Source organism: Aestuariivirga sp. (genome assembly GCF_044239095.1).
Lineage (GTDB): Bacteria > Pseudomonadota > Alphaproteobacteria > Rhizobiales > Aestuariivirgaceae > Aestuariivirga.
Map to the genome: position 1 here is coordinate 1 of NZ_JBIICB010000051.1, position 20,042 is coordinate 20,042.

The 20,042-nt window shown below is 63.8% G+C and carries 17 protein-coding genes; 11 read left to right on the forward strand and 6 right to left on the reverse strand.

What is annotated here, in order from left to right; translation table 11 throughout:
- Positions 1-67 precede the first annotated feature (67 nt).
- Positions 68-421 (forward strand): hypothetical protein, encoded by a 354-nt coding sequence (locus ACILRA_RS06970; protein ID WP_395661389.1) that lies wholly within the window; start codon positions 68-70, stop codon positions 419-421.
- 33 nt (positions 422-454) lie between these two features.
- Here the strand turns inward: ACILRA_RS06970 and ACILRA_RS06975 are convergent, their stop codons facing one another.
- Positions 455-1,684: an aminopeptidase gene (locus ACILRA_RS06975; RefSeq protein WP_395661374.1), complete on the reverse strand. Its 1,230-nt coding sequence runs from the start codon at positions 1,682-1,684 to the stop codon at positions 455-457.
- A gap of 84 nt (positions 1,685-1,768) precedes the next feature.
- Between ACILRA_RS06975 and ACILRA_RS06980 the strand changes: the two genes are divergently transcribed.
- A complete protein-coding gene (locus ACILRA_RS06980; protein ID WP_395661375.1) occupies positions 1,769-1,996 on the forward strand; it encodes a DUF2093 domain-containing protein in 228 nt (75 codons plus the stop codon).
- On the opposite strand, the gene ACILRA_RS06985 is transcribed toward ACILRA_RS06980, so the two are convergent.
- Positions 1,971-2,219, reverse strand: a complete 249-nt coding sequence (locus ACILRA_RS06985) for a hypothetical protein (RefSeq protein ID WP_395661376.1) — start codon at positions 2,217-2,219, stop codon at positions 1,971-1,973. The genes ACILRA_RS06980 and ACILRA_RS06985 overlap by 26 nt on opposite strands.
- Before the next feature lie 163 nt (positions 2,220-2,382).
- Between ACILRA_RS06985 and ACILRA_RS06990 the strand changes: the two genes are divergently transcribed.
- Positions 2,383-3,780 carry a class II 3-deoxy-7-phosphoheptulonate synthase gene (locus tag ACILRA_RS06990; RefSeq protein WP_395661377.1) on the forward strand — a complete coding sequence of 466 codons (1,398 nt, stop codon included), beginning with the start codon at positions 2,383-2,385 and terminating at the stop codon, positions 3,778-3,780.
- Between the two features lie 86 nt (positions 3,781-3,866).
- Positions 3,867-4,559, forward strand: coding sequence for a glutathione S-transferase N-terminal domain-containing protein (locus tag ACILRA_RS06995; RefSeq protein ID WP_395661378.1), 693 nt, complete (start codon positions 3,867-3,869; stop codon positions 4,557-4,559).
- Between the two features lie 123 nt (positions 4,560-4,682).
- On the opposite strand, the gene ACILRA_RS07000 is transcribed toward ACILRA_RS06995, so the two are convergent.
- Entirely contained in the window at positions 4,683-5,564 is an 882-nt protein-coding gene (locus tag ACILRA_RS07000; RefSeq protein ID WP_395661379.1) for a DMT family transporter, read from the reverse strand.
- A 251-nt stretch (positions 5,565-5,815) separates the two neighbouring features.
- Here ACILRA_RS07000 and cysS point away from each other — a divergent pair, with 251 nt between their 5' ends.
- From cysS to rarD, 3 genes are all read left to right on the forward strand, one after another.
- Positions 5,816-7,147 carry a cysteine--tRNA ligase gene (cysS, locus tag ACILRA_RS07005; RefSeq protein WP_395661380.1) on the forward strand — a complete coding sequence of 444 codons (1,332 nt, stop codon included), beginning with the start codon at positions 5,816-5,818 and terminating at the stop codon, positions 7,145-7,147.
- 139 nt (positions 7,148-7,286) lie between these two features.
- Complete coding sequence (gene cimA, locus ACILRA_RS07010) at positions 7,287-8,870, forward strand: citramalate synthase (protein WP_395661381.1); 1,584 nt, start codon at positions 7,287-7,289, stop codon at positions 8,868-8,870.
- 85 nt (positions 8,871-8,955) lie between these two features.
- Entirely contained in the window at positions 8,956-9,888 is a 933-nt protein-coding gene (rarD, locus tag ACILRA_RS07015; RefSeq protein ID WP_395661382.1) for an EamA family transporter RarD, read from the forward strand.
- A gap of 1 nt (position 9,889) precedes the next feature.
- Here rarD and ACILRA_RS07020 read toward each other — a convergent pair whose 3' ends face one another.
- Positions 9,890-10,489, reverse strand: a complete 600-nt coding sequence (locus tag ACILRA_RS07020) for a TIGR00730 family Rossman fold protein (RefSeq protein ID WP_395661383.1) — start codon at positions 10,487-10,489, stop codon at positions 9,890-9,892.
- Positions 10,490-10,658: 169 nt separating this feature from the next.
- Here ACILRA_RS07020 and ACILRA_RS07025 point away from each other — a divergent pair, with 169 nt between their 5' ends.
- The 4 genes from ACILRA_RS07025 (at position 10,659) to ACILRA_RS07040 (ending at position 16,117) form a co-directional block, all read left to right on the forward strand.
- Entirely contained in the window at positions 10,659-12,572 is a 1,914-nt protein-coding gene (locus tag ACILRA_RS07025; protein ID WP_395661384.1) for a LysM peptidoglycan-binding domain-containing protein, read from the forward strand.
- 45 nt (positions 12,573-12,617) lie between these two features.
- Positions 12,618-14,522, forward strand: coding sequence for an ABCB family ABC transporter ATP-binding protein/permease (locus ACILRA_RS07030; RefSeq protein ID WP_395661385.1), 1,905 nt, complete (start codon positions 12,618-12,620; stop codon positions 14,520-14,522).
- 75 nt (positions 14,523-14,597) lie between these two features.
- On the forward strand, positions 14,598-15,302 hold the full coding sequence (locus ACILRA_RS07035) for a phosphatidylserine decarboxylase (RefSeq protein WP_395661386.1): 705 nt from the start codon (positions 14,598-14,600) through the stop codon (positions 15,300-15,302).
- Positions 15,302-16,117 (forward strand): CDP-alcohol phosphatidyltransferase family protein, encoded by an 816-nt coding sequence (locus ACILRA_RS07040; RefSeq protein WP_395661390.1) that lies wholly within the window; start codon positions 15,302-15,304, stop codon positions 16,115-16,117. Before ACILRA_RS07035 ends, ACILRA_RS07040 begins: the two co-directional genes overlap by 1 nt.
- 25 nt (positions 16,118-16,142) lie before the next feature.
- Here ACILRA_RS07040 and ACILRA_RS07045 read toward each other — a convergent pair whose 3' ends face one another.
- Positions 16,143-18,689: a S8 family serine peptidase gene (locus tag ACILRA_RS07045; RefSeq protein ID WP_395661387.1), complete on the reverse strand. Its 2,547-nt coding sequence runs from the start codon at positions 18,687-18,689 to the stop codon at positions 16,143-16,145.
- Positions 18,690-18,904: 215 nt separating this feature from the next.
- The coding region (locus ACILRA_RS07050) for a S8 family serine peptidase (RefSeq protein WP_395661388.1) at positions 18,905-20,042 on the reverse strand (1,138 nt) is incomplete at its 5' end.

Consider the following 20,042-nt stretch of genomic DNA (forward strand, 5'->3'; position numbering starts at 1 on the left):
CGCGGGCTGGTCGGGAATCCGCGGCTGCTCAGGAACCGGACCGTGTACCGTGACGATGACCAGAGCAATGTCATTGAAGGCGAGCTTCAGGAAACTTCCTATCTACGCCCTGAGCTATACCAAGGCCGGCAAGGGAGCAGGCACGGTTGCCTTCTCGCCTGCCGGACAGGTCGCGAACTGCGCTGGAAGATGCACGAACCGTTACGTGTCGGGCACGGTCGTTACGCTCACAGCCACGTCCCAGCCCGGATCGGCATTCCTCGGATGGTCAGGCAACCGCAACTGTTCCGGAACCGCTCCCTGCACCCTGACCTTGTCGCGGGCCCAGTCCGTGAGAGCGACCTTCTCTCCCGCGCGTGCGTCTGCCTGCACGGGGGCTGGCTGTGCGGGGGTGACTGTACGTGAGGTGCGTCCCAACTAGTCAAACGTGCCGACACGCCGGCCCCGTCCGCGTTCAGATCGCCCACTCACCCTTGCGCATGAGTGCCTCAGACTTGCCGTCGGCAAGGATGCCGTCGACGTCGAGTTCGCCGGAGCCGATCATCCAGTCCACGTGGACGAGGCTGGCGTTGGCGCCCAGGGCGGCCAGTTCTTCCTTGGAGCGCTTTGAGCCGTCGCGGATGTTCTCGGTGTAGGATTGGCCGACCGCGATGTGGCTTGCCGCATTCTCGTCGAACAGGGTGTTGTTGAAGATGATGCCGCTCTTCGAGATCGGCGAGGAATGGGGCACGAGCGCCACTTCGCCGAGCCGTGCGGCACCTTCGTCCGTGGAAATCAGGCTGCGGAAGGCTTCCTCACCCTTTTCGGCCGACATTTCCACGATGCGGCCGCGCTCGAAGCGCACGCGGATGCCGTCGATGAGGGAACCCTGGTGCGAGAGTGGCTTCGAGGAGCACACGATGCCGTCCACCATGTCTTTATGGGGCGCGGTGAAGACTTCCTCCGTCGGGATGTTGGCGTTGCAGAACACGCCGTTCAGCGCCATGCCGCCGCCGCCCTTCCAGAAGTGATCCTCGGCAAGGCCCAGCATGAGGTCAACCCCGGGGCCGGTGTATTTCAGGGCACGGTAACGCCGCCCGTTCAGGAAGTCGGTGCGCCGGCGCAAATCTGCATTGTGCGCTTCCCATACTGCGATGGGGTCGGGCTGGTCGGCCTTTGTGCACGCGAAGATGGCTTGCCAGAGCCGGTCCAGTGCTTCCTCCGCGGGCAGGTCCGGAAACACGGATTTTGCCCATGCGGGCGTTGCCGCTGCGATCACACACCAGTTGATGGTAAATCCGGTGATCAATTCGAGTGCGGGCCGGTAGGCCTTGGAACGTGCCTTGTTCGCCCTTGAAAGCCTTCCCTGATCCTGGCCTGCGAGCAGCGCCGGGTTCTCGCCTGCGATCGCGAGGCGGGCGGCTCCGCCCTTGAAGGCCTCCGCCATGCCGTTGAACAACCAGTCCGGAGCCGCGTCGAAGGCTTCCTCAGGCGCATGGAGGTAGCGCGCGAGGGTCGTCTCGTCGTCGGCATAGATCGTGGTGACCAGACTTGCCCCCGCGCGGTACGCGTGCTCGGTGACGCGGCGAACCAGCGGCACGGCGTCGAGGGGCGCCGTAATCAGCAATTGTTGTCCGCTCTGGATGTTGAGACCGGTCTTGACGGTCAGCCTGGCGTAGGCATCGAGGAGTGTCTGATGTGTCATGATGGTCAACTCTATACGCATTTGTTCTGGCAAGTCCAACCTGGACGGCTTCAAATCGGGGATGGAATGGACTATGGATCAGGCATGAACTTTCTTGACCAGCCGATGCCGCAGCGCCGCGAGGCCAAGATCAGATATCTCGACGCCGACTTTCAAGTCGTTCGGGAAGGCGACTATGTGCGCTGTGCGGCAACGGGGGACCCGATCTCACTCACCAACCTGCGCTATTGGGATGTTGACCGGCAGGTCCCGTTCAAGACGGCGGAAGCTGCTTTCCTGCAGCGGTTCAGAGCAACCCAATCAGCCAGTTGAGCAGTTGCTGCGCTTCCTCCTGGAAGAAGAACAGGCAGGTGACGGCGACGAATATGCCCTGTGACAGAAGGGCAAGCGGACCGGCAAGTGGTGGCATGCCGGCGACCCGCCTGAAAACGAAAATTCCCAGAAAGATCGCGTTGAAACCGACCAGAACCCAGAAGACCGGGACGTTACCGGACATGAAAAACCCTTCTACCGCAAAGCGGATAAGGCTGATCATGCACCGCGAAATGCATCAATTTCAAGTTGGCCCCCGGGCCTCTCATGCCGCATCTGCACAAGTCAGGCCCGGTGGACTGGAAACCCTGCGCGGAGGCGTGTATAGCTCCCGCCAACTGATGAACCGAGGGGAAGGGGCCCAAGCCCCGGTGTGGAGTTGAGACATGGCGACGAACTGGACACCTGACAGCTGGCGGCATTTTCCGGTCGTGCAGGTGCCGGATTACGATGACAAGGCAAAGTTGCAGTCGGTTGAGGCGCAACTTGCCGGATTTCCGCCCTTGGTCTTCGCAGGCGAGGCCCGCAAGCTGAAGCGCAAGCTGGCGCGCGTCGCGGAGGGGAAGGGTTTCCTCCTGCAGGGTGGTGACTGCGCTGAGAGCTTCGCGGAGCATTCGGCGGATAACATCCGGGATTTCTTCCGCGTTTTCCTGCAGATGTCGGTCGTGCTGACATTCGCGGGCGGGCAGCCCGTGGTCAAGGTTGGCCGGATTGCCGGCCAGTTCGCCAAGCCGCGCTCCTCGCCGACCGAGACCATCGGGGGGGTCGAGCTTCCGATCTATCGCGGTGACATCGTGAACGGTGCGGATGCCACTCTCGAGGCCCGCCGCCCGGATCCGGAACGCCAGATCATGGCCTACCGCCAGTCGGCCGCCACCTTGAACCTGCTGCGCGCCTTCGCGCAGGGTGGCTACGCGAACCTCGAGCACGTCCACAAATGGACCCTCGACTTCCTGAAGGATTCGCCCGCCTACGAACGCTATCAGGAGATTTCGGACCGCATCACGGAGGCTGTCGGCTTCATGCGCGCCTGCGGCATCAATGCCGACACCGCCCCGCAGCTCCGCACCACGGATTTCTTCACCAGCCATGAGGCGCTGCTGCTGGGCTTCGAGCAGGCGCTCACCCGCGTCGATTCGACGAGCGGAGACTGGTATGCCACCTCCGGCCACATGCTGTGGATCGGCGACCGCACCCGCCAGCCGGACCACGCCCATGTCGAGTTCATGCGCGGGGTTAAGAACCCGATCGGCCTCAAGTGCGGCCCCTCGCTGAAGCCCGACGAGTTGATCAGGTTGATCGATGCCCTGAACCCGGACAATGAGCCGGGCCGCCTGACGCTCATTGCCCGCTTCGGCGTCGACAAGGTGGAAAAGCACCTGCCCGAGCTGATCCGCGCGGTAAAGCGTGAGGGCAAGGTCGTCGTCTGGTCCTGTGACCCGATGCACGGCAACACGGTGAAGTCGACGAGCGGTTACAAGACCCGCCCCTTCGAGGCGGTGCTGGGCGAAGTCCGCCGTTTCATGGGCGTGCACCAGGCCGAAGGCACCCACGCCGGCGGCATCCATGTCGAAATGACCGGCAAGGACGTCACCGAATGCACCGGCGGTCTCCGCGCACTCCGCGACGAGGACCTGAACGACCGCTACCACACCTTTTGCGACCCACGCCTCAACGCCGCGCAGGCCCTGGAGCTGTCATTCCTCGTGGCCGAGGAAATCAAGAAGGAAATGGCCTCGCACCCCAAAGCGGATGACGACGACATGGTCGAAGCGGCGGAGTGATCACGTGATCGAGGTCGAGAAGGCCTTGAAGACTTGACAGGCAAGAATTATCTGTAACCAAAAGAGTTACGGAAGGCGGACATCCCATGATCGATCTCTATCACTGGCCAACACCGAACGGTCACAAGATCACGATCTTCCTGGAGGAGGCGGGCGTTTCCTACCGCATTCACCCGGTGGATATCCGCAAAGGTGACCAGTTCAAGCCGGACTTCCTGAAGATCTCGCCCAACAACCGTATGCCCGCCATCGTGGATCATGCCCCCGCTGGTGGCGGGGAGCCAATCTCGCTGTTCGAGTCGGGCGCCATCCTGCTTTATCTCGCGGAGAAGACGGGCAAGTTCATTCCGCCGGATGTGCGCGGCCGTGCTGAGGTGCTGCAATGGTTGTTCTGGCAGGTCGGCGGCCTCGGGCCCATGGCAGGGCAGAACGGGCACTTCGCCAACTATGCGGCAGAGAAGATCCCCTATGCCATTGACCGCTATGTGAAGGAAACCAACCGTCTCTATGGCGTGATGAACAAGCGGCTCGCTGACCGGCCTTTTTTGGCTGGTGAATACTCAATTGCGGACATGGCGGCCTATCCCTGGGTCGTCCCCCATGAGCGGCACGGCCAGAATCTTGCCGACTTCCGGCACCTCACCCGCTGGTTCGAGGCCATCAAGGCGCGGCCTGCGGTTCAGAAGGTCTATGCGGAGAGCGAGGCCACCAGGTTTCAGCCGATGACGGATGATGACCGGAAAGTCCTGTTCGGCCAGACCGCCAAGGTCCTGGGGTAGGACAAACGGCTTCGCGCGCGTTCCGGCCAGATGGACTCACCTGGTCGAAAGGAACTCGTGCAAGATCAATGGCTTGAGCATGATCTTGTCGCAAAAGTGGTTTCCACTTTTGCGGATCATGCTTTATGTCGCCGCCGATGGCCTGCGGCGGAATTCCGACAGGATGTGCATGAACAGGGCGGCAAGCACGATTCCGCCGCCCAGCAGCGTTTGCGGGGCTGGAACCTCGCCCAGGAAGACGAACACCCAGAGCGGTGTAACCGGCACTTCAAGTGCGGCAAGCAGGGTGGCCTCCGCCGCGGGTACCCGTTTCGACCCGAAGGTATAGAGCGCAAGCCCCGCAGCATTCTGCACGATACCGAAGGCAATGCAGAGCATCAGGTCCTGCTGCGAAATCGAGAGCGGATCGGCGAACCAGAAGCACGCAAAGGCGCAGATCCAGGCTGAAAACGCCATGGCCGGCAGCATCGGCACGCCCCGGTACAGGCGCATGATGGTGGTGAAGCCCGCCATCGAGGGCGTCATCAGCACGGCGAGGAACTGGCCGAACAGGCTGCCCCCCATTTCCGCCCCCCACAGCATGACGCCGACGCCCAGCAGCGCCACGGTGCTGCCGATGAGGGTGGAGCGGGAGGGGCGCTCGCCGATGACGAGATAGGCCAGCGCCGCCGTCACGAAGGGAACCGTCGCATAGATCACCATGGCATCGGCAACCGTCGTGTTCTTGAGCGCGCCGATCCCCGTGATCATGCCGGCGGCGGAAAGCAGCGCCACCGCCAGTGCCGGCCAGCGCAGGGAGCGGATGATGGCAAGGCTCCGGCCGCGTTCCATGTAAAGGAATAGTGCGAAGACCGCGGCGCCTGAGAAAACGCCCCGCCAGAACAGCAGGGTCATCAGGTCAGCCGAGATGTTGCGAACGAACAGCCCGGAGGTCGACCACGTCATGGCTGCGGCTGCCACCAGAAGGAGCCCGATCCGGTGCTGTCTGTGTTCGGCATGGTTCATGGGGAGAGGGCAATAGCCGGGTGCCTTCCCCGCCGGAAGGCCTGAAACCGCATGGCAAGCCCGCATTTGCCCAAACCCTTGACCTCGGCTGGCGGCTGACGCATGGTGCGCCCCGAAATGACCCGCTGCCCCGCCACCGCCGCCTCCTGCGGCATTATTATTTGCAGCTAGCAAACATCCGCTGGCAGGGCGCCGCTTGACCTAAATCCAAGACAAAGCGTACCCCGGGCCGGCAAGCCTCGAGGACCGACATGTCTTTGCGCCTCTACAACACGCTGACCCGCACCAAGGAGGAGTTGATCCCCTTGGACTCTAAAAATGTGCGGATGTATGTCTGCGGTCCCACAGTGTGGGATTACGCCCACATCGGCAATGCGCGCCCGGTCATCGTCTTCGACGTGCTGTTCCGCCTGCTGCGCCAGATTTATGGCGCTGACCATGTCACCTATGTCCGCAACATCACTGACGTCGATGACAAGATCAACGCCAAGGCGCGGGCGGAGGGGGTGCCCATCGCTGAGGTGACGGAGCGAACGACAAAGCAGTTCCACGCAGACATCGCAGCGCTTGGCGTTCTGCCCCCCACGGTGGAGCCGCGCGCCACCGAGCACATCGCGGAGATGATCGCCATCATTGAGCGGCTCATCGCCAATGGCCATGCCTATTCGGCTGATGGCCATGTGCTGTTCAACGTGCCGAGCATGAAGGACTATGGCCAGCTTTCCCGCCGGTCGCTGGATGAGATGCTGGCGGGTGCGCGCGTCGATGTCGCGCCCTACAAGCGCGGCGACATGGACTTTGTGCTGTGGAAGCCCTCCGATGACGAGACACCCGGCTGGGACAGCCCCTGGGGCCGCGGCCGCCCCGGCTGGCACATCGAGTGCTCGGCCATGAGCTGGAAGCATCTGGGCGAGGTCTTCGACATCCACGGCGGCGGCATCGACCTCGTCTTCCCGCATCACGAGAACGAGATCGCCCAGACGCGCTGTGCCTTCGGCCACAGCGTGATGGCCAATGTCTGGATGCATAACGGCTTCCTGCAGGTCGAGGGCCAGAAGATGTCGAAGAGCCTCGGCAATTTTCTGACCATCAACGAGCTCCTCAAGGACTGGCCGGGCGACGTGCTGCGCTTCAACATGCTGCGCACCCATTACCGGCAGCCCATCGACTGGACGCTCAAGAGCCTTGAGGAGAGCTGGCGCATTCTCGAGGGGTTCTTCAACAATGCGGGCGCGGTTCACGCCGAGCCCGGGAAGATCGGCAATTCCGTGCTCGAAGCGCTGAGTGATGACCTGAACACCCCGAAAGCCATCGCCGAGCTTCATGCCCTCGACCGGCCCGGTGCGCAGAACGAGCTCGGCGAAACGCTGAAGGCCTTGGGCTTCGCTGGCAAGCTTTCATCGCCCAAGGCCGAGACGGCTGTGGACGAGGCGACTGTGAATGGCTTGATCACTGCCCGCCTCGACGCCCGCAAGGCCAAGAACTGGGCCGAGAGCGACCGTTTGCGCGACGAGCTGGCGAAAATGGGCATCGCCATCAAGGACAACAAGGACGGCACGACGAGCTGGGAGGTGAAGCGGTGAGCGGGCTTTCACTCACATCTCGCTTCTCCAGTTGGCGTCACCCCGGCGAAGGCCGGGGTCCAGCTTTTTCCGCGGTGACCGTTCGAAGCTGGATCCCGGCCTTCGCCGGGATGACGGCACCATTACGATGAGCAGTGACATGAACCGCGAACGCATCTACCTTTTTGACACGACGTTGCGCGACGGGCAGCAGACGCCGGGCGTCGATTTCTCGCTCGAAGACAAGCTCGTCGTCATGGGTCTCCTTGACCAGCTGGGCGTCGACTACATTGAGGGTGGCTATCCGGGCGGCAACCCGACGGACACCGCGCTCTTTGCCGCAGACCGGAAAACGAATGCTACCTTCACGGCCTTCGGAATGACCAAGCGTGCAGGCCGCTCCGTGTCCAACGATGCGGGGCTCCAGCAGCTGCTGGGCGCCAGGGCCGGCGCTCTCTGTTTCGTGGCGAAGGCATGGGACTATCACGTGCGCGTGGCCCTGGGCTGCACCAACGAGGAGAACCTCGAGTCGATCCGCCAGACGGTCGAGGCCGCCAGTGCCGCGGGCAGGGAGGTGCTGATCGACTGCGAGCATTTCTTCGATGGCTACAAGGCTAATCCGGCCTATGCGCTTGCCTGCGCCGAGGAAGCCTGGAAGGCCGGTGCGCGCTGGGTGGTGCTGTGCGACACCAATGGCGGAACACTTCCCGCGGAAGTCTCCGAAATCGTCCACGCCGTCGGACGCCATGTCCCGGGCACCCATCTTGGCATCCATGCCCATAATGACACCGAGCATGCGGTCGCCAATTCGTTGGCCGCCGTGGAGGCCGGCGTCAGGCAGATCCAGGGCACGCTCAACGGCATCGGCGAGCGTTGCGGCAACGCCAATCTCGTCTCCATCATCCCCACGCTGGTCCTCAAGCCGCATTACGCCGCCCGCTTCGAAACCGGGATCGGCGCCGAACGGCTGGCCGAGCTCACCCACATCTCGCGCGCCTTCGACGAGCTTCTGAACCGCTCGCCCAACAAGCAGGCGCCCTATGTCGGAAAGAGCGCCTTCGCCACCAAGGCTGGCATCCATGCTTCGGCCCTGATGAAGGAGCCGGAGACCTATGAACATGTGCCTCCCGAGGCCGTCGGCAACCGCCGGCAGGTGCTGGTGTCTGACCAGGCCGGCAAGTCCAACCTTATCGCCGCACTCCAGCGCATTGGTATCGCGGTCACAAAGGATGACAGCCGCCTTGATGCTCTTCTGCGTGACGTGAAGGAGCGCGAGTCGCAGGGCTATGCCTATGACGGAGCTGACGCCTCCTTCGAACTGCTGGCGAGGCGCGCGCTCGGCACCGTGCCGAATTACTTCGACGTCCTTTCCTACCGCGTGATCGTGGAGGAGCGCGGCCGGGAGATGATCTCGGAGGCCGTGGTGAAGGTAAAGGTCGATGGCCAGGTCTATCTCAACGCGGGCGAGGGCAACGGCCCCGTCAACGCGCTGGACGTGGCCCTCCGCAAGGACCTCGGCAGGTACCAGGGCTTCATTGGCGACATGGAGCTCGTGGACTTCAAGGTCCGCATCCTGAACGGCGGCACGGGCGCCACCACGCGCGTTCTGATCGAGAGCCGGGATGGCGGGGGCAACCGCTGGTTCACGGTCGGCGTTTCGCCCAACATCGTCGAGGCATCCTTCCAGGCCTTGTCGGATGCCATCATCTACAAGCTGGTGCGAAACGGGGTGGAGGCCTCCTGACGGCCGCCCGGACATGCGCGCCGGGCATGAGACCATGTGCGGCGCGGGTTTGATCGGCATGGCCCCGAGGGTCTAAAGGGCTCACATGGCGATTACCGATGAAGGCCAGACGTCACGTACGCTGACGGCTGCCGAGACGGGCGTGGTGCTGGCTGTCATGGCGCATCTCGTATGGGGTGGGATGGCGACCTATTTCGGGCTCATCCGCCACATTTCCCCTGTCGAGATCGCCGTCAACCGCGGCCTGTGGGCGCTGCCCATCGCCATAGCGGTGGTGTGGTATCTCAACCAGTGGCCGGACGTCAGGCGCGCGCTGGCAAGCCCGCGGAACCTGGCGATCCTGGCCCTCACCTCCTGCCTCATCGTGTTCAACTGGGGCTTCTACGTCTGGTCGATCGGGCAGGGCCGCACGCTGGAGTCGAGCCTTGGCTATTTCATCAATCCGCTGCTGAACGTGGTCATGGGCTACCTGTTCCTCGGCGAGCGTTTCACGGCGCCGCAGAAATGGGCGCTGGCGCTGGCCTCGGTGGCGGTACTGGTGCAGACGGTGGCGCTTGGCCATATCCCGTGGCTCGGCCTGATGCTGGCCGTCACATTCTGCCTTTATGGCTTTCTTCGAAAGACGATCCCGGTTGGCCCCACCCAGGGCTTCCTGATCGAGGTCGCGATCATCGCCCTGCCGCTTCTTGGCGCTCAATGGTGGCTTTCCTCCCGCGGCGAAGCCTTTTTCGGCACCTCGGTGTTCAATACCTCGATGCTGATCGGCTGCGGGGTGATGACGGCGGCATCCCTCATGCTTTACGCCGCCTCGATCCGCCGCATCCGCTACTCGACGGCGGGGCTGCTGCAGTACATATCGCCCTCGCTCGTCTTCCTGACGGCGGTTTTCATTTTCGGCGAGCCGATGGATGCAATCAAGCTCGCCTCCTTCATCGTCATCTGGGTGGCGCTTGCAATCTTCTCGGTGGCGGCGATCCGGGATGAACGCTCGAGGCGGCAGGAGATGGAGCCGGCCTGAGCTACATCTTGTTCAGCAAGGGCTGCTCCGGGATGAGCTCTGGCGTCGTCTTGAGGCGGTGCTCGAAGGCAGGAACCACGTCCTCCGCGCGCGTCACCACGTCCATGCCGAATTCCAGTCCCTCGCGGATGAAGCGTTCTGCCCGCATATGGTCGAGCAGGGTCACCAGCGGGTCCCAGTAACCCTCGATATTGCAAAGAATGATCGGCTTCTGGTGCTGGCCGAGCTGCGCCCAGGTTGAGATTTCGGCGAGTTCCTCGAGTGTGCCGAGGCCGCCTGGAAGTGCGACGAAACCCGAAGCCCGGGCGAACATGGTCATCTTGCGCTCATGCATGTCCGCGGTGACGACGAGTTCGTTCACATTGGTCAGCATGCGCTCCCGGCTGGCGAGGAACTCTGGGATGATACCCGTCACGTGTCCGCTGTTGTCGAGAACGGCGCGGGCCACTTCACCCATCAGCCCGAGGCTGCCTCCACCGTAGACGAGCCCGATTCCGGCATCAGCCAGCGACTTTCCGAGACTGCGCGCTGCGGTCAGATATGCCGGATTGCGGCCGGTTCCGGAACCACAGTAGACGCAGAGCTTTCGGGCTGGACTCATGTGCTAACTCCTCGCAAAAAGCTGATTCGGGTTGATTTTGGCCTGCCGGAGCCGGAATATCCTACGCAATTCTTTGCGAAACTCCGGTAGAAGGCCTATTAAAGCTGAGACTTGGCTCTTGGGAAGTGGCTTTCGCATCCGCAGGGGCTCCTTTGGGAACTGCAACGACATGAAGAACACGACACCGATCTTGATACTGACCGGCCTCGCCATTGCGGCGGCCGTTGGCATTGCTGGCTTGACCCGCGAGCAGTGGATGGGACAGCCCGCTCCCGCCGTGGCCACCACGGAGTCGGCGACGCCGTCTGCCGCGGAAGCGCCTGCGCAAACCGCGGCACCCGCAAGCACCGAAGCTCCGGCAGCTGCCGAGGCGCCCGCCACTGCCGAGGCGCCCGCCACTGCCGAGGCGCCCGCCACTGCCGCAGCGCCCGCCACTGCCGCAGCGCCTGCCACGGCTGAAGCGCCTGCCACTGCCGCAGCACCTGCCGCGGCTGAAGCTCCTGCTACGGCTGAAGCGCCTGCCGCGGCGCCTGCTGCGGCTGAAGCGCCTGCCACCGCCGCAGCGACTGCCGCAGCACCTGCTGCAGCGGAAGCCCCTGCCACTGCCGAAGCCCCTGCGGCCGCCGCCGGTGAGACGGCCGCACAGCCGGAGCCTGAGCAGACTGCCGCCGTCCAGCCGGAACCTCCCGTAGCGGCCGAGGCCGGGACTGTTGCGAACGACACCGAGAAGCCCGAAGTTCCGGCCTTCGACACAGTGCGCATCGAGAAGACGGGTGAGGCGGTGATCGCCGGACGCGCGGAGGCTGGATCGGAAGTCGTCGTGAAGCTGGATGGCCAGGAGATCGGCCGGACGGTTGCAAACACTGAAGGCGCTTTCGTCGTCATTCCGGAACAGCCGTTACCCGCTGGAAGCGGGGCAATCACTATCGAAGCGACCGGTAAGGGAGACAAGGAGCCTGTTGCATCCGAGCAGAGCGTCGCCGTCATCGTGCCGGAAGGCCAGACACAGAAAGCGCTGGTCGCCGTGGTAAGCCCCGATGCGCCCACCAAGGTTCTCCAGAAGCCCGAGGCGCCTGCTGCAGAGCCAGTCTCTGAAGCGGCACCCGCGTCTGAGCAGCCAGCCCCTGAACAGGCAGAAGCAGAGCAGAAGCCCTCCACGCTGGTGAGCATTGATGCCGTGGATTACGACACAGCCGGCAATATCGTCTTTTCGGGCCAGGGCGAGAAGGGCAATACTGCACGCATTTATGTCGATAACGATTTCCTGGGCGATGCTCCGGTGGGTGAAGATGGCCGCTGGACCTTCGCTGGTACCGCAACCATCTCGCAAGGTGTGCATTCCCTGCGGGTGGACGGGTTGGACGCCAAGGGCAATGTGCTGAACCGGGTTGAAGTGCCGTTCTTCCGGGAAGACCAGACGAAGGTCGCGGAGGCCACGCAGCCCGCCGCACCTGCGCCGGAACAGCCTGCCGCAGCATCCGAACCTGCCGAGGCAGAGCAGCCGCCGGCAACAGCAGCAGGCGAGCCCGCCGATGCGGCTGTGGCCCCCGTCGCCGCGGCAGAAACCGCGCAACCCGCCGCCGAACAGCCTGCGGCTGAAATGCCCGTCGCTGAGCAGCCGGCCGTGGAGCAACCCGCCGCTGAACAGCCTGCCGCGGAGCAACCGGCCGTTGCTGAGCCTGCACCGGAGCAGCCCGCCACGGAGACCGAAGCGGGGGGCAGCAATACCGCAGAGGCTCCGGAACCCGCTCCGGCCGAGACGGTCGCCGCCCCGGCAGCCCCGGCGCAGGAGACTGCTGCCGCCGCACCTGCGCCTGAGAGCGCAAGCCCGGCTGTGCCCCGTGAGGGCCGTATCGTCATCCAGCCTGGCAACAACCTGTGGCGGATCTCGCGCGTGCTTTATGGTACCGGCAGCAAGTTCACCACGCTTTACGAGGCCAACAAGGATCAGATCCGCAATCCGAACCTCATCTATCCTGGACAGGTCTTCAGGACGCCGGAAGTTACACCGAAGGCCGAAACCGTCGACCCGCATCGGCGCGAACCGCTGACGGCCGATGAAAACGCCACTCAGGCAGAGTAGGTTTCCGCTTCGCTTCGTGGAGGCCTGCTCCTATATGCAGTCATCATGAGCCGCCGGACGCCTGCAATCCAGGACAAGACCCTCGCAGCGGATGGCGATCAGTGGGCCATCCTGCGGGATATGCTTCCCTATCTGTGGCCGGCCGGGCATCCGGGCCTCAAGGCACGCGTGGTGTTTGCCATGGTGGCCCTGGTGCTTTCCAAGGTCGTCACGGTTGCCACGCCCTATGCCTTCAAGCATGCAACCGATGCACTGACGGGCCAGGCGGGCGCGGCGGCGGTGGCAGCCACCGCCGTGGTTTTCCTTGTGCTGGCTTATGGCGTTGGCCGCATCATGATGGTGCTTCTCGCACAGATCCGCGACGCGGTGTTCGCCCGCGTCAGCCAGCGGGCGGTGCGGGAACTTGCCGTCCGCACCTTCCGGCATCTCCATGCGCTGTCGCTCAAGTTCCACCTTGAGCGGCGCACCGGCGGTCTTTCCCGCATCGTCTCGCGCGGGACCATGGGCATCGACACGGTGCTCCGGTTCTCGCTGTTCAACACCATCCCGACCATTCTCGAAATCATACTGGTGGCTGCGATCCTCGCGTGGTCCTATGGCTGGCTTTACGCGCTGGTGATCCTCGGCACGGTGCTGGCCTATGTCTGGTTCACCTATGCGGCCACCGAATGGCGCATCAACATCCGCCGTGACATGAATGCCGCGGACACGGAGGCCAACACCAAGGCGGTTGACAGCCTGCTCAATTTCGAGACCGTCAAGTATTTCGGCAACGAGGAGCATGAGGCCAGACGCTATGCGCGCTCCATGGATGCCTATGAGACGGCGGCGATCAAGACCTGGGTGTCGCTTGCCGTACTGAACTCCGGCCAGGCCGTGGTCTACGCCATCGGCCTCACCATCGTGATGGTGATGTCGGCGCTCTCGGTCCGGGCTGGCACGGCAACGGTCGGCGACTTCGTGATGATCAATGCGCTGATGATCCAGCTCTACATGCCGCTCAACTTCATCGGATCCTCCTACCGCGAGATCAAGCAGGGGCTGATCGATGTCGAGCAGATGTTCACGCTGCTGAAGGTCAATGCTGAGATCGAGGACAAGCCCGGCGCCCAGCCGCTGAAGGTCCGGGATGCCGAGGTTCTCTTCGAGAACGTCAACTTTGCCTATGACCCGGAGCGTCCGATCCTCAAGAACCTGTCGCTCCGCGTTCCGCCGGGCAAGACGGTGGCCATCGTCGGGCCTTCAGGCGCGGGCAAGTCCACCATCTCGCGCCTGCTCTACCGCTTCTATGAGGTGAGCGCTGGCCGCATTCTCATTGATGGCCAGGATATCTCGGAGGTGACACAGACGTCGCTGCGCGCCGCCATCGGCATGGTTCCGCAGGACACGGTGCTGTTCAACGACACCATCCGCTACAACATCCGCTACGGCCGCCCCGATGCCACCGACGAAGAGGTCGAGGCAGCGGCCCGCATGGCGCAGATTCACGATTTCGTGATCAGCCTGCCCAAGGGCTATGACTCGATGGTGGGCGAGCGCGGCCTGAAGCTGTCGGGCGGCGAGAAGCAGCGCGTCTCGATTGCCCGGACCATCCTCAAGGGTCCGCCGATCCTGATCCTTGACGAGGCGACCTCGGCGCTGGACAGCTTTACGGAGCACCAGATCCAGGAGGCGCTGAAGAAGGTCTCCGAGAACCGCACCACGCTGGTCATCGCCCACCGGCTCTCCACCGTTGTCGATGCCGATGAGATCATCGTGCTCGACAAGGGGCAGGTGGCCGAGCGCGGTACCCATGACGCACTCCTCGCCGAGGGTGGTGTATATGCCGCGATGTGGAACCGCCAGCGCCAGGCCGATGAGGCCCGCGAGAAGTTGAAGGAAATTCAGGTCGAGGAGGAGGGCTTCGATGACCCTGTGCTCCGCAAGCTTGCGGTAAGCCTGACCCCCTGACCCGGCCCGGCCCGGCCGTATTTCTCTTGCGCAGAGACGCTTTTCAACACACCCCAGAGTCGCTACATCAAGCTGATGTCCATCGCCAAATCCGTTTCCGAGGTCCTCGTTCCCATCCACCGCGAAGGTTATCGCTTCGTTGCGATCTTCGCCGCGGTCACCCTGTTCCTGTTCTGGCTCAATGCCGGGCCGCTCGCCTGGTTGGGCGTCGTACTCACCCTTTGGTGCGCCTATTTCTTCCGGGATCCGGAACGCGTCACACCGCTGCGCGAGGGGCTGGTGATTTCTCCCGCCGATGGCCGCGTCAGCGCCATCGAGGAGGTGATACCCCCGGTCGAACTCGACCTGCCGCGGGAGCCCGTCACGCGCATCTCGGTGTTCATGAACGTGTTCGACGTCCACGTGAACCGCGCGCCAGTTGATGCCGCCATCCGCCGTATCGCCTATGTGCCGGGCCTCTTCCTGAACGCCGATCTCGACAAGGCATCGCTCGACAATGAGCGCCAGGCCCTGACGCTGGAGCGCGCCAACGGCCAGTTGATCGGTGTCGTGCAGATCGCAGGTCTCGTCGCGCGCCGTATCGTGAAATTCGTGAACGAGGGCGAGTATCTGTCCGCCGGGCAACGCTTTGGCCTCATCCGGTTCGGCAGCCGTGTCGATGTCTACCTGCCGAAGGGCGTTCCGGCACTGGTATGCATCGGCCAGCGCGCGGTTGCGGGCGAAACGGTACTTGCCGATCTGTCCTCACAAGAGCCTGGCCGCCAGGGGCGCACCAGTTGATGGAGGAGGGGAAGGAAAGCCTCGACCACGCCGTCGCCGCCAATCCCCCGCAGCGCCGCTTCCGCATGGTGCCGGTGCGCTATCTTCTTCCCAACCTCATCACGCTGCTGGCGCTGTGCAGCGGCGTCACGGCGATCAGGCTGGCCCTGGAAGCGCGCTATGAGCTGGCCGTTGCCTGCGTCATGCTGGCCGTGGTGCTGGATGCGGTTGACGGGCGCCTTGCCCGCCTCCTCAAGGGCACGTCGCGCTTTGGCGCGGAGCTCGACTCGCTGGCGGACTTCGTCAATTTCGGCGTGGCGCCTGCCATCCTCCTCTATGTGTGGTCGCTCAACACGCTGAAGACGCTGGGCTGGGTCATCTGCCTTGTTCTCGCCATTGCCTGTGCCTTGCGTCTGGCGCGGTTCAACGTGGCACTGGATGATCCAAACAAGCCCGCTTGGGCGGGCCGTTTCTTCACCGGCGCACCAGCACCCGCCGGTGCGGGGCTGGCGCTTCTGCCATTTTACCTTGGCTTCCTCGGACTCATCGACGATGGTCATGGCTGGGCCATGGTGATTGGACCCTACGTCGTCGTGGTGGCTCTCCTCATGGTGAGCCGAATTCCTACCTTTTCCGGCAAGAACATGGGACGCATCAGGGGCGACATGGTGTTGCCTGTTCTGGGGCTGGCGGCTCTCGCGGTGGTCATGCTGATCGCCTACCCATGGGAGTTCCTGACAATCGTCAGCATCGCCTATCTCGTGCTCATCCCCGTCAGCTTCCGGGCTCACCGGAAGCTGCAGTCGGCAGAGGTCGCTCCCCCCGCCGATGCCTGAGCAGGCGACGCTGCGCCAATGCGTCTTACTGGCTGCTGGCCGTGGTCCGCGGCCTGTTCTGGAAGGTGGCGAGCGCCACGCCACCTGCCCGCAGGTTCAGCGTGCAGGTGGGCGCAGTGCCCCTGCAGGATCCGCTCCACCCGGCGAAGACTGCACCAGGGCCCGGCTGCGCCGTCAGCGTCACCAGCGTACCGGAAGGCCGGGTGATGGTGCAGCTTGCCGCACAGGTGGTGGAGGTGCCATCGACGGAGGCACTGATGGTGCCGGAGCCCGTCCTGAGATAGCTCAGCGTGACATTGTTGTTGCCCGGCCTCGGCTGGAATGTGCCCACCACCGATGCGTCAGCCCTCAAGGTCAGCGTGCAGGTTGGCGCACTTCCGCTGCACGCGCCTGACCAGCCGCTGAAGTTTGAATTGCCGCTGGCCGCCGCTGAGAGCGTCACGAGCGTTCCCTCCGGCTGTCTGGTGCTGCAACTGGCTCCGGCGCAGACGACAGGCTGCCCGCCAACACTGGCGCTGAGCGTTCCCGTCCCCGTTCCGCCCCTGGAATAGCTGAGCGTGAAGCTGGGCTTTGGCGCAGGGGACCTTGCGAATGTTGCCTGAACTTGCGTGTTCTGCGACAGCGTGACCGAGCACCACCCGTCCGTGCACGCAAACCGCGTGCTGGCGCCGGATTGGCCGTGGGTCAGGCTCGTGAGGGTTGATCCTGCATCGGCGCGGACATTGACGCGGACCTCCGTGCCGCGGGGATAGTTGAACGAGCAGGCGGCAGCGCTGCACGTTTCGCTAGCCGATCCCGCGCCATGAACGCGAATGGTGCCGCTGCCACTGCCCGACGCGCTGTAGTCAAGCTTCACGGGCGCATCCGGGTTCATGAAATTCGCCTGGACCTTCACGGCGTTGGATACCGTGAGGGCGCAAGTATCGGCCCGGCCACAAGAGCTGCCAGCGCCACTCCAGCCCTCGAACCGCATGCCCGGCTGCGGCCGCGCAGTCATTGTCACCCGCGTGCCGGCGGGATAGGCGTTGGTGCAGTCCTTACTGCAGGTGGTCAGGCTGCCGCTGGGGGCAAAACTCACCGTGCCGCTGCCGTCGCCTCTGGCGATGTAGTCGATGGACGGCTGCGCGGTTTTCAGGAGATGTTCGAGCGCCTTGTCGATCTGGATGCGGGGCGTGACGAGTCCGGTCCGGTAGTCCCTCACCGGTTTGCCGGTGGCACGAAGCGCTTCGAGCATCTGCGATACAGTCGCATTCGGCACCTTCGACCTGAGCGCGGCGAAGGCGGCAGCCACGTGCGGGGCCGCTGCCGATGTGCCGCTGAAGCTGGTGTAGCTGCCATTAAGCCCTGATGACTCCGTTGGGAAACTTGGCGCCAGAAGCGAAAGCCCGGGCGCCGTGTCGGAGAAGCAGGCCACTTCGTCCTGAGTAACCCGCTGGCGTACCGTGCATGGATAGATTTGCCCAGTGGTGGACGAATAAACAGCCCCCACGCTCACGACAGATGAAATACATGCGGGGAACATGATCCGGTCCGTCGCGCCCGTCCAACCGGCAGATGTTTTGTCAGAATCATTCCCCGCAGCCGCCACGGTGGCCGTTCCTGACGCCCTGAGATTATCGATGACGGCTTTCATCGCGGGATTCCGGAAGTCGCAAGAGCCGGGTGCCTGAGCCATCCCAAGGCTGATGTTCACGGCGGCGATATTGAACTGGTGCCGAAGATCATAGATCTTCTGCAGGCCAAGCAGCACTTCGGAGATATACCAGGTTCTGATGACGATGAGATTGGCGTCCGGCACCACGCCGGTCAAAGCCGGTCTGCCAGCTGTAGCCGGACGGTTGCCCGCGATGATGCCTGCCACCGCTGTTCCATGCCAGGCACTCTGGGTCGAGGTCTGCATGACGGCCCTGCCAGTTCCAGCAATGCAGCCACCTGGAGAGACGCAAACAGCTTCATAGACCGTTTTCGACTTTCCTTGCGCATCACGCAGGAAGGGGTGGTCCGTCTGCGTGCCGTGGTCGATGACGGCGACTGTCTGGCCCGCACCCGAGGCCCCGGCTTGCCACGCCACGGGAGCCCCGATCAGCGGCACGGAGTGGGTGAGCAGCGGCGTCATCTCTTCGTCTGCCGCGATGGTGAGGACGTTGGGGTCGGCCAGCAGGCGGTCGAGTTCCTTTTGCGTCACTTCCATTGCTGCGAAGGGAATGCTGTCGAAGGCACTGATGCCCTTCCCGCGCTTGTCCGCGGCGGCGAATGCCCGGCGCAGGCTTTTGCCTGCCGCGGCGATTTCTTTCTGCTGCTGGGCGCGCTCCTGCGGGTTCAGCCGTGCCTCAGGCGCAAAGGGCACCCGGTAGCCGACGATGACGCGCACACGCCCATCCTTGGCGCGGCCGATTTGTTCACGCAGGTTCCGGATGGTTCCGGGGGTTGTTTCCTTGGCGAAGGATGTGGAACTGGCTGCCGACTTGGCGGTTGGGGGAGGGGCCAGAAGGACACGCTCGGATGCTTTTGCCGGTTCCATGCCCATGATCATCGGCAGGGCAAGCAAGACTCCGATAAACCATTTCAGCATATTCATCCCCCTAAGGTAGTATTTTGAGGGAGGATTAATGAATTACCCAAGGTCAGTTCAAGGTCGAAAAACCATCCTCAGGGGAGTGAAAACGATTGATTTCGTTCACAAAAAATCGTGATCAGTCGGTGATGGGGTGTTCCCTGTTCCGGATTCTCCGCAGAGGGCCAAGCAAAGGCGCCGCGGCGGGTGGCCGCCGCGGCGTCTGTCTTGCGTTATCTCCGCGCCATGCGCGGCTTGTTAGCGAAATTCGCCATGGCGACCCGCGCGGTGCTCAAGGTGACGGTGCAGGTGGTCGCGGTGCCACTGCAGGCCCCGGACCAGCCGGTGAACACGCCGTTTGCATCGGGCTGGGCCGTGAGCGTGACCAGCGTACCGGCAGGCCGGGTGATGCTGCAGGCCGTGCCTGTGCACGTGGCGGCGTCGCCGTTGACCGTTGCGCGGACAGTGCCTGGGCCGGACCGGAAGTAGCTGAGCGTGAAGCTCACGCTAGCAGCTTTTGGCTGGAAGGTGGCGTCCACTGCGGCAGCCGCGTTCAGCGTGACAGTGCAGGTAGGCGCGCTGCCCGTGCAGGCGCCCGACCATCCGGAGAAGGTGGAATTGCCATCCGGCTCGGCGGCGAGCGTTACCTGCGTGCCTTCGGGTTGTGTGGTGCTGCAGCTTGTGGCGCAGGCCGCCGCCGTGCCGCCGATGGTTGCCCGCAGCGTTCCACCACCCGTGCCCTTCTTTGCATAGCTCAGCGTGTGATTGGGCCGGGGAGCCGCGGCGCGGCCGAAGGTGGCTGAAACCTCCGTCATCGCCTTGCCAAGGGTGAGGGTGCATGCGGTTTCCGCACCCCGGCATTCGCCGCCTGCTCCGCTCCAGCCGAGGAACCGCATGCCACTGCCGGGTTGCGCGGTCATCGTGACCTTCGTTCCGAGGGGGTAGCTGTTGGTGCAGGCGGTGGAGCAGGTGTTGAGGCTGCCCGCAGGTGAGAAGCTCACCGTTCCGCTGCCGTCGCCGGTGCTTGAGTAAGCGATGACGGGCTGCGAGTTCCCCTGCAGATAGTCGAGCGCCCTGGCAATCTCGATGCGCGGGGTCACGAGTCCGGTGCGGAAATCCCTCACCGGCTTGCCCGTGACGCGGAGCGCCTCCAGCATTTGTGACACGGTCGCCTGGGGCACCTTCGACCTGAGCAGGGCGAAGGCGCCGGCCACATGCGGGGCGGCCGCAGACGTGCCGCCGAAGGCGAGGTCGTAGCTGCCGTTCAGAGACGATGTCTCGGTCGGAAATCCGGGCGCCAGCAGCGAGAGGCCGGGCGACGTGTTCGAGAAGCACGCCACTTCGTCCACCTTGATCGGCTGGTTGAAGGTG

Coding starts and splice junctions, on each gene's coding strand:
- ACILRA_RS06970 (WP_395661389.1), top strand. CDS start 68: ATGTCATTGAAGGCGAGCTTCAGGAAACTTCCTATCTACGCCCTGAGC.
- ACILRA_RS06975 (WP_395661374.1), bottom strand. CDS start 1,684: ATGACACATCAGACACTCCTCGATGCCTACGCCAGGCTGACCGTCAAG.
- ACILRA_RS06980 (WP_395661375.1), top strand. CDS start 1,769: ATGAACTTTCTTGACCAGCCGATGCCGCAGCGCCGCGAGGCCAAGATC.
- ACILRA_RS06985 (WP_395661376.1), bottom strand. CDS start 2,219: ATGATCAGCCTTATCCGCTTTGCGGTAGAAGGGTTTTTCATGTCCGGT.
- ACILRA_RS06990 (WP_395661377.1), top strand. CDS start 2,383: ATGGCGACGAACTGGACACCTGACAGCTGGCGGCATTTTCCGGTCGTG.
- ACILRA_RS06995 (WP_395661378.1), top strand. CDS start 3,867: ATGATCGATCTCTATCACTGGCCAACACCGAACGGTCACAAGATCACG.
- ACILRA_RS07000 (WP_395661379.1), bottom strand. CDS start 5,564: ATGAACCATGCCGAACACAGACAGCACCGGATCGGGCTCCTTCTGGTG.
- cysS (WP_395661380.1), top strand. CDS start 5,816: ATGTCTTTGCGCCTCTACAACACGCTGACCCGCACCAAGGAGGAGTTG.
- cimA (WP_395661381.1), top strand. CDS start 7,287: ATGAACCGCGAACGCATCTACCTTTTTGACACGACGTTGCGCGACGGG.
- rarD (WP_395661382.1), top strand. CDS start 8,956: ATGGCGATTACCGATGAAGGCCAGACGTCACGTACGCTGACGGCTGCC.
- ACILRA_RS07020 (WP_395661383.1), bottom strand. CDS start 10,489: ATGAGTCCAGCCCGAAAGCTCTGCGTCTACTGTGGTTCCGGAACCGGC.
- ACILRA_RS07025 (WP_395661384.1), top strand. CDS start 10,659: ATGAAGAACACGACACCGATCTTGATACTGACCGGCCTCGCCATTGCG.
- ACILRA_RS07030 (WP_395661385.1), top strand. CDS start 12,618: ATGAGCCGCCGGACGCCTGCAATCCAGGACAAGACCCTCGCAGCGGAT.
- ACILRA_RS07035 (WP_395661386.1), top strand. CDS start 14,598: ATGTCCATCGCCAAATCCGTTTCCGAGGTCCTCGTTCCCATCCACCGC.
- ACILRA_RS07040 (WP_395661390.1), top strand. CDS start 15,302: ATGGAGGAGGGGAAGGAAAGCCTCGACCACGCCGTCGCCGCCAATCCC.
- ACILRA_RS07045 (WP_395661387.1), bottom strand. CDS start 18,689: ATGCTGAAATGGTTTATCGGAGTCTTGCTTGCCCTGCCGATGATCATG.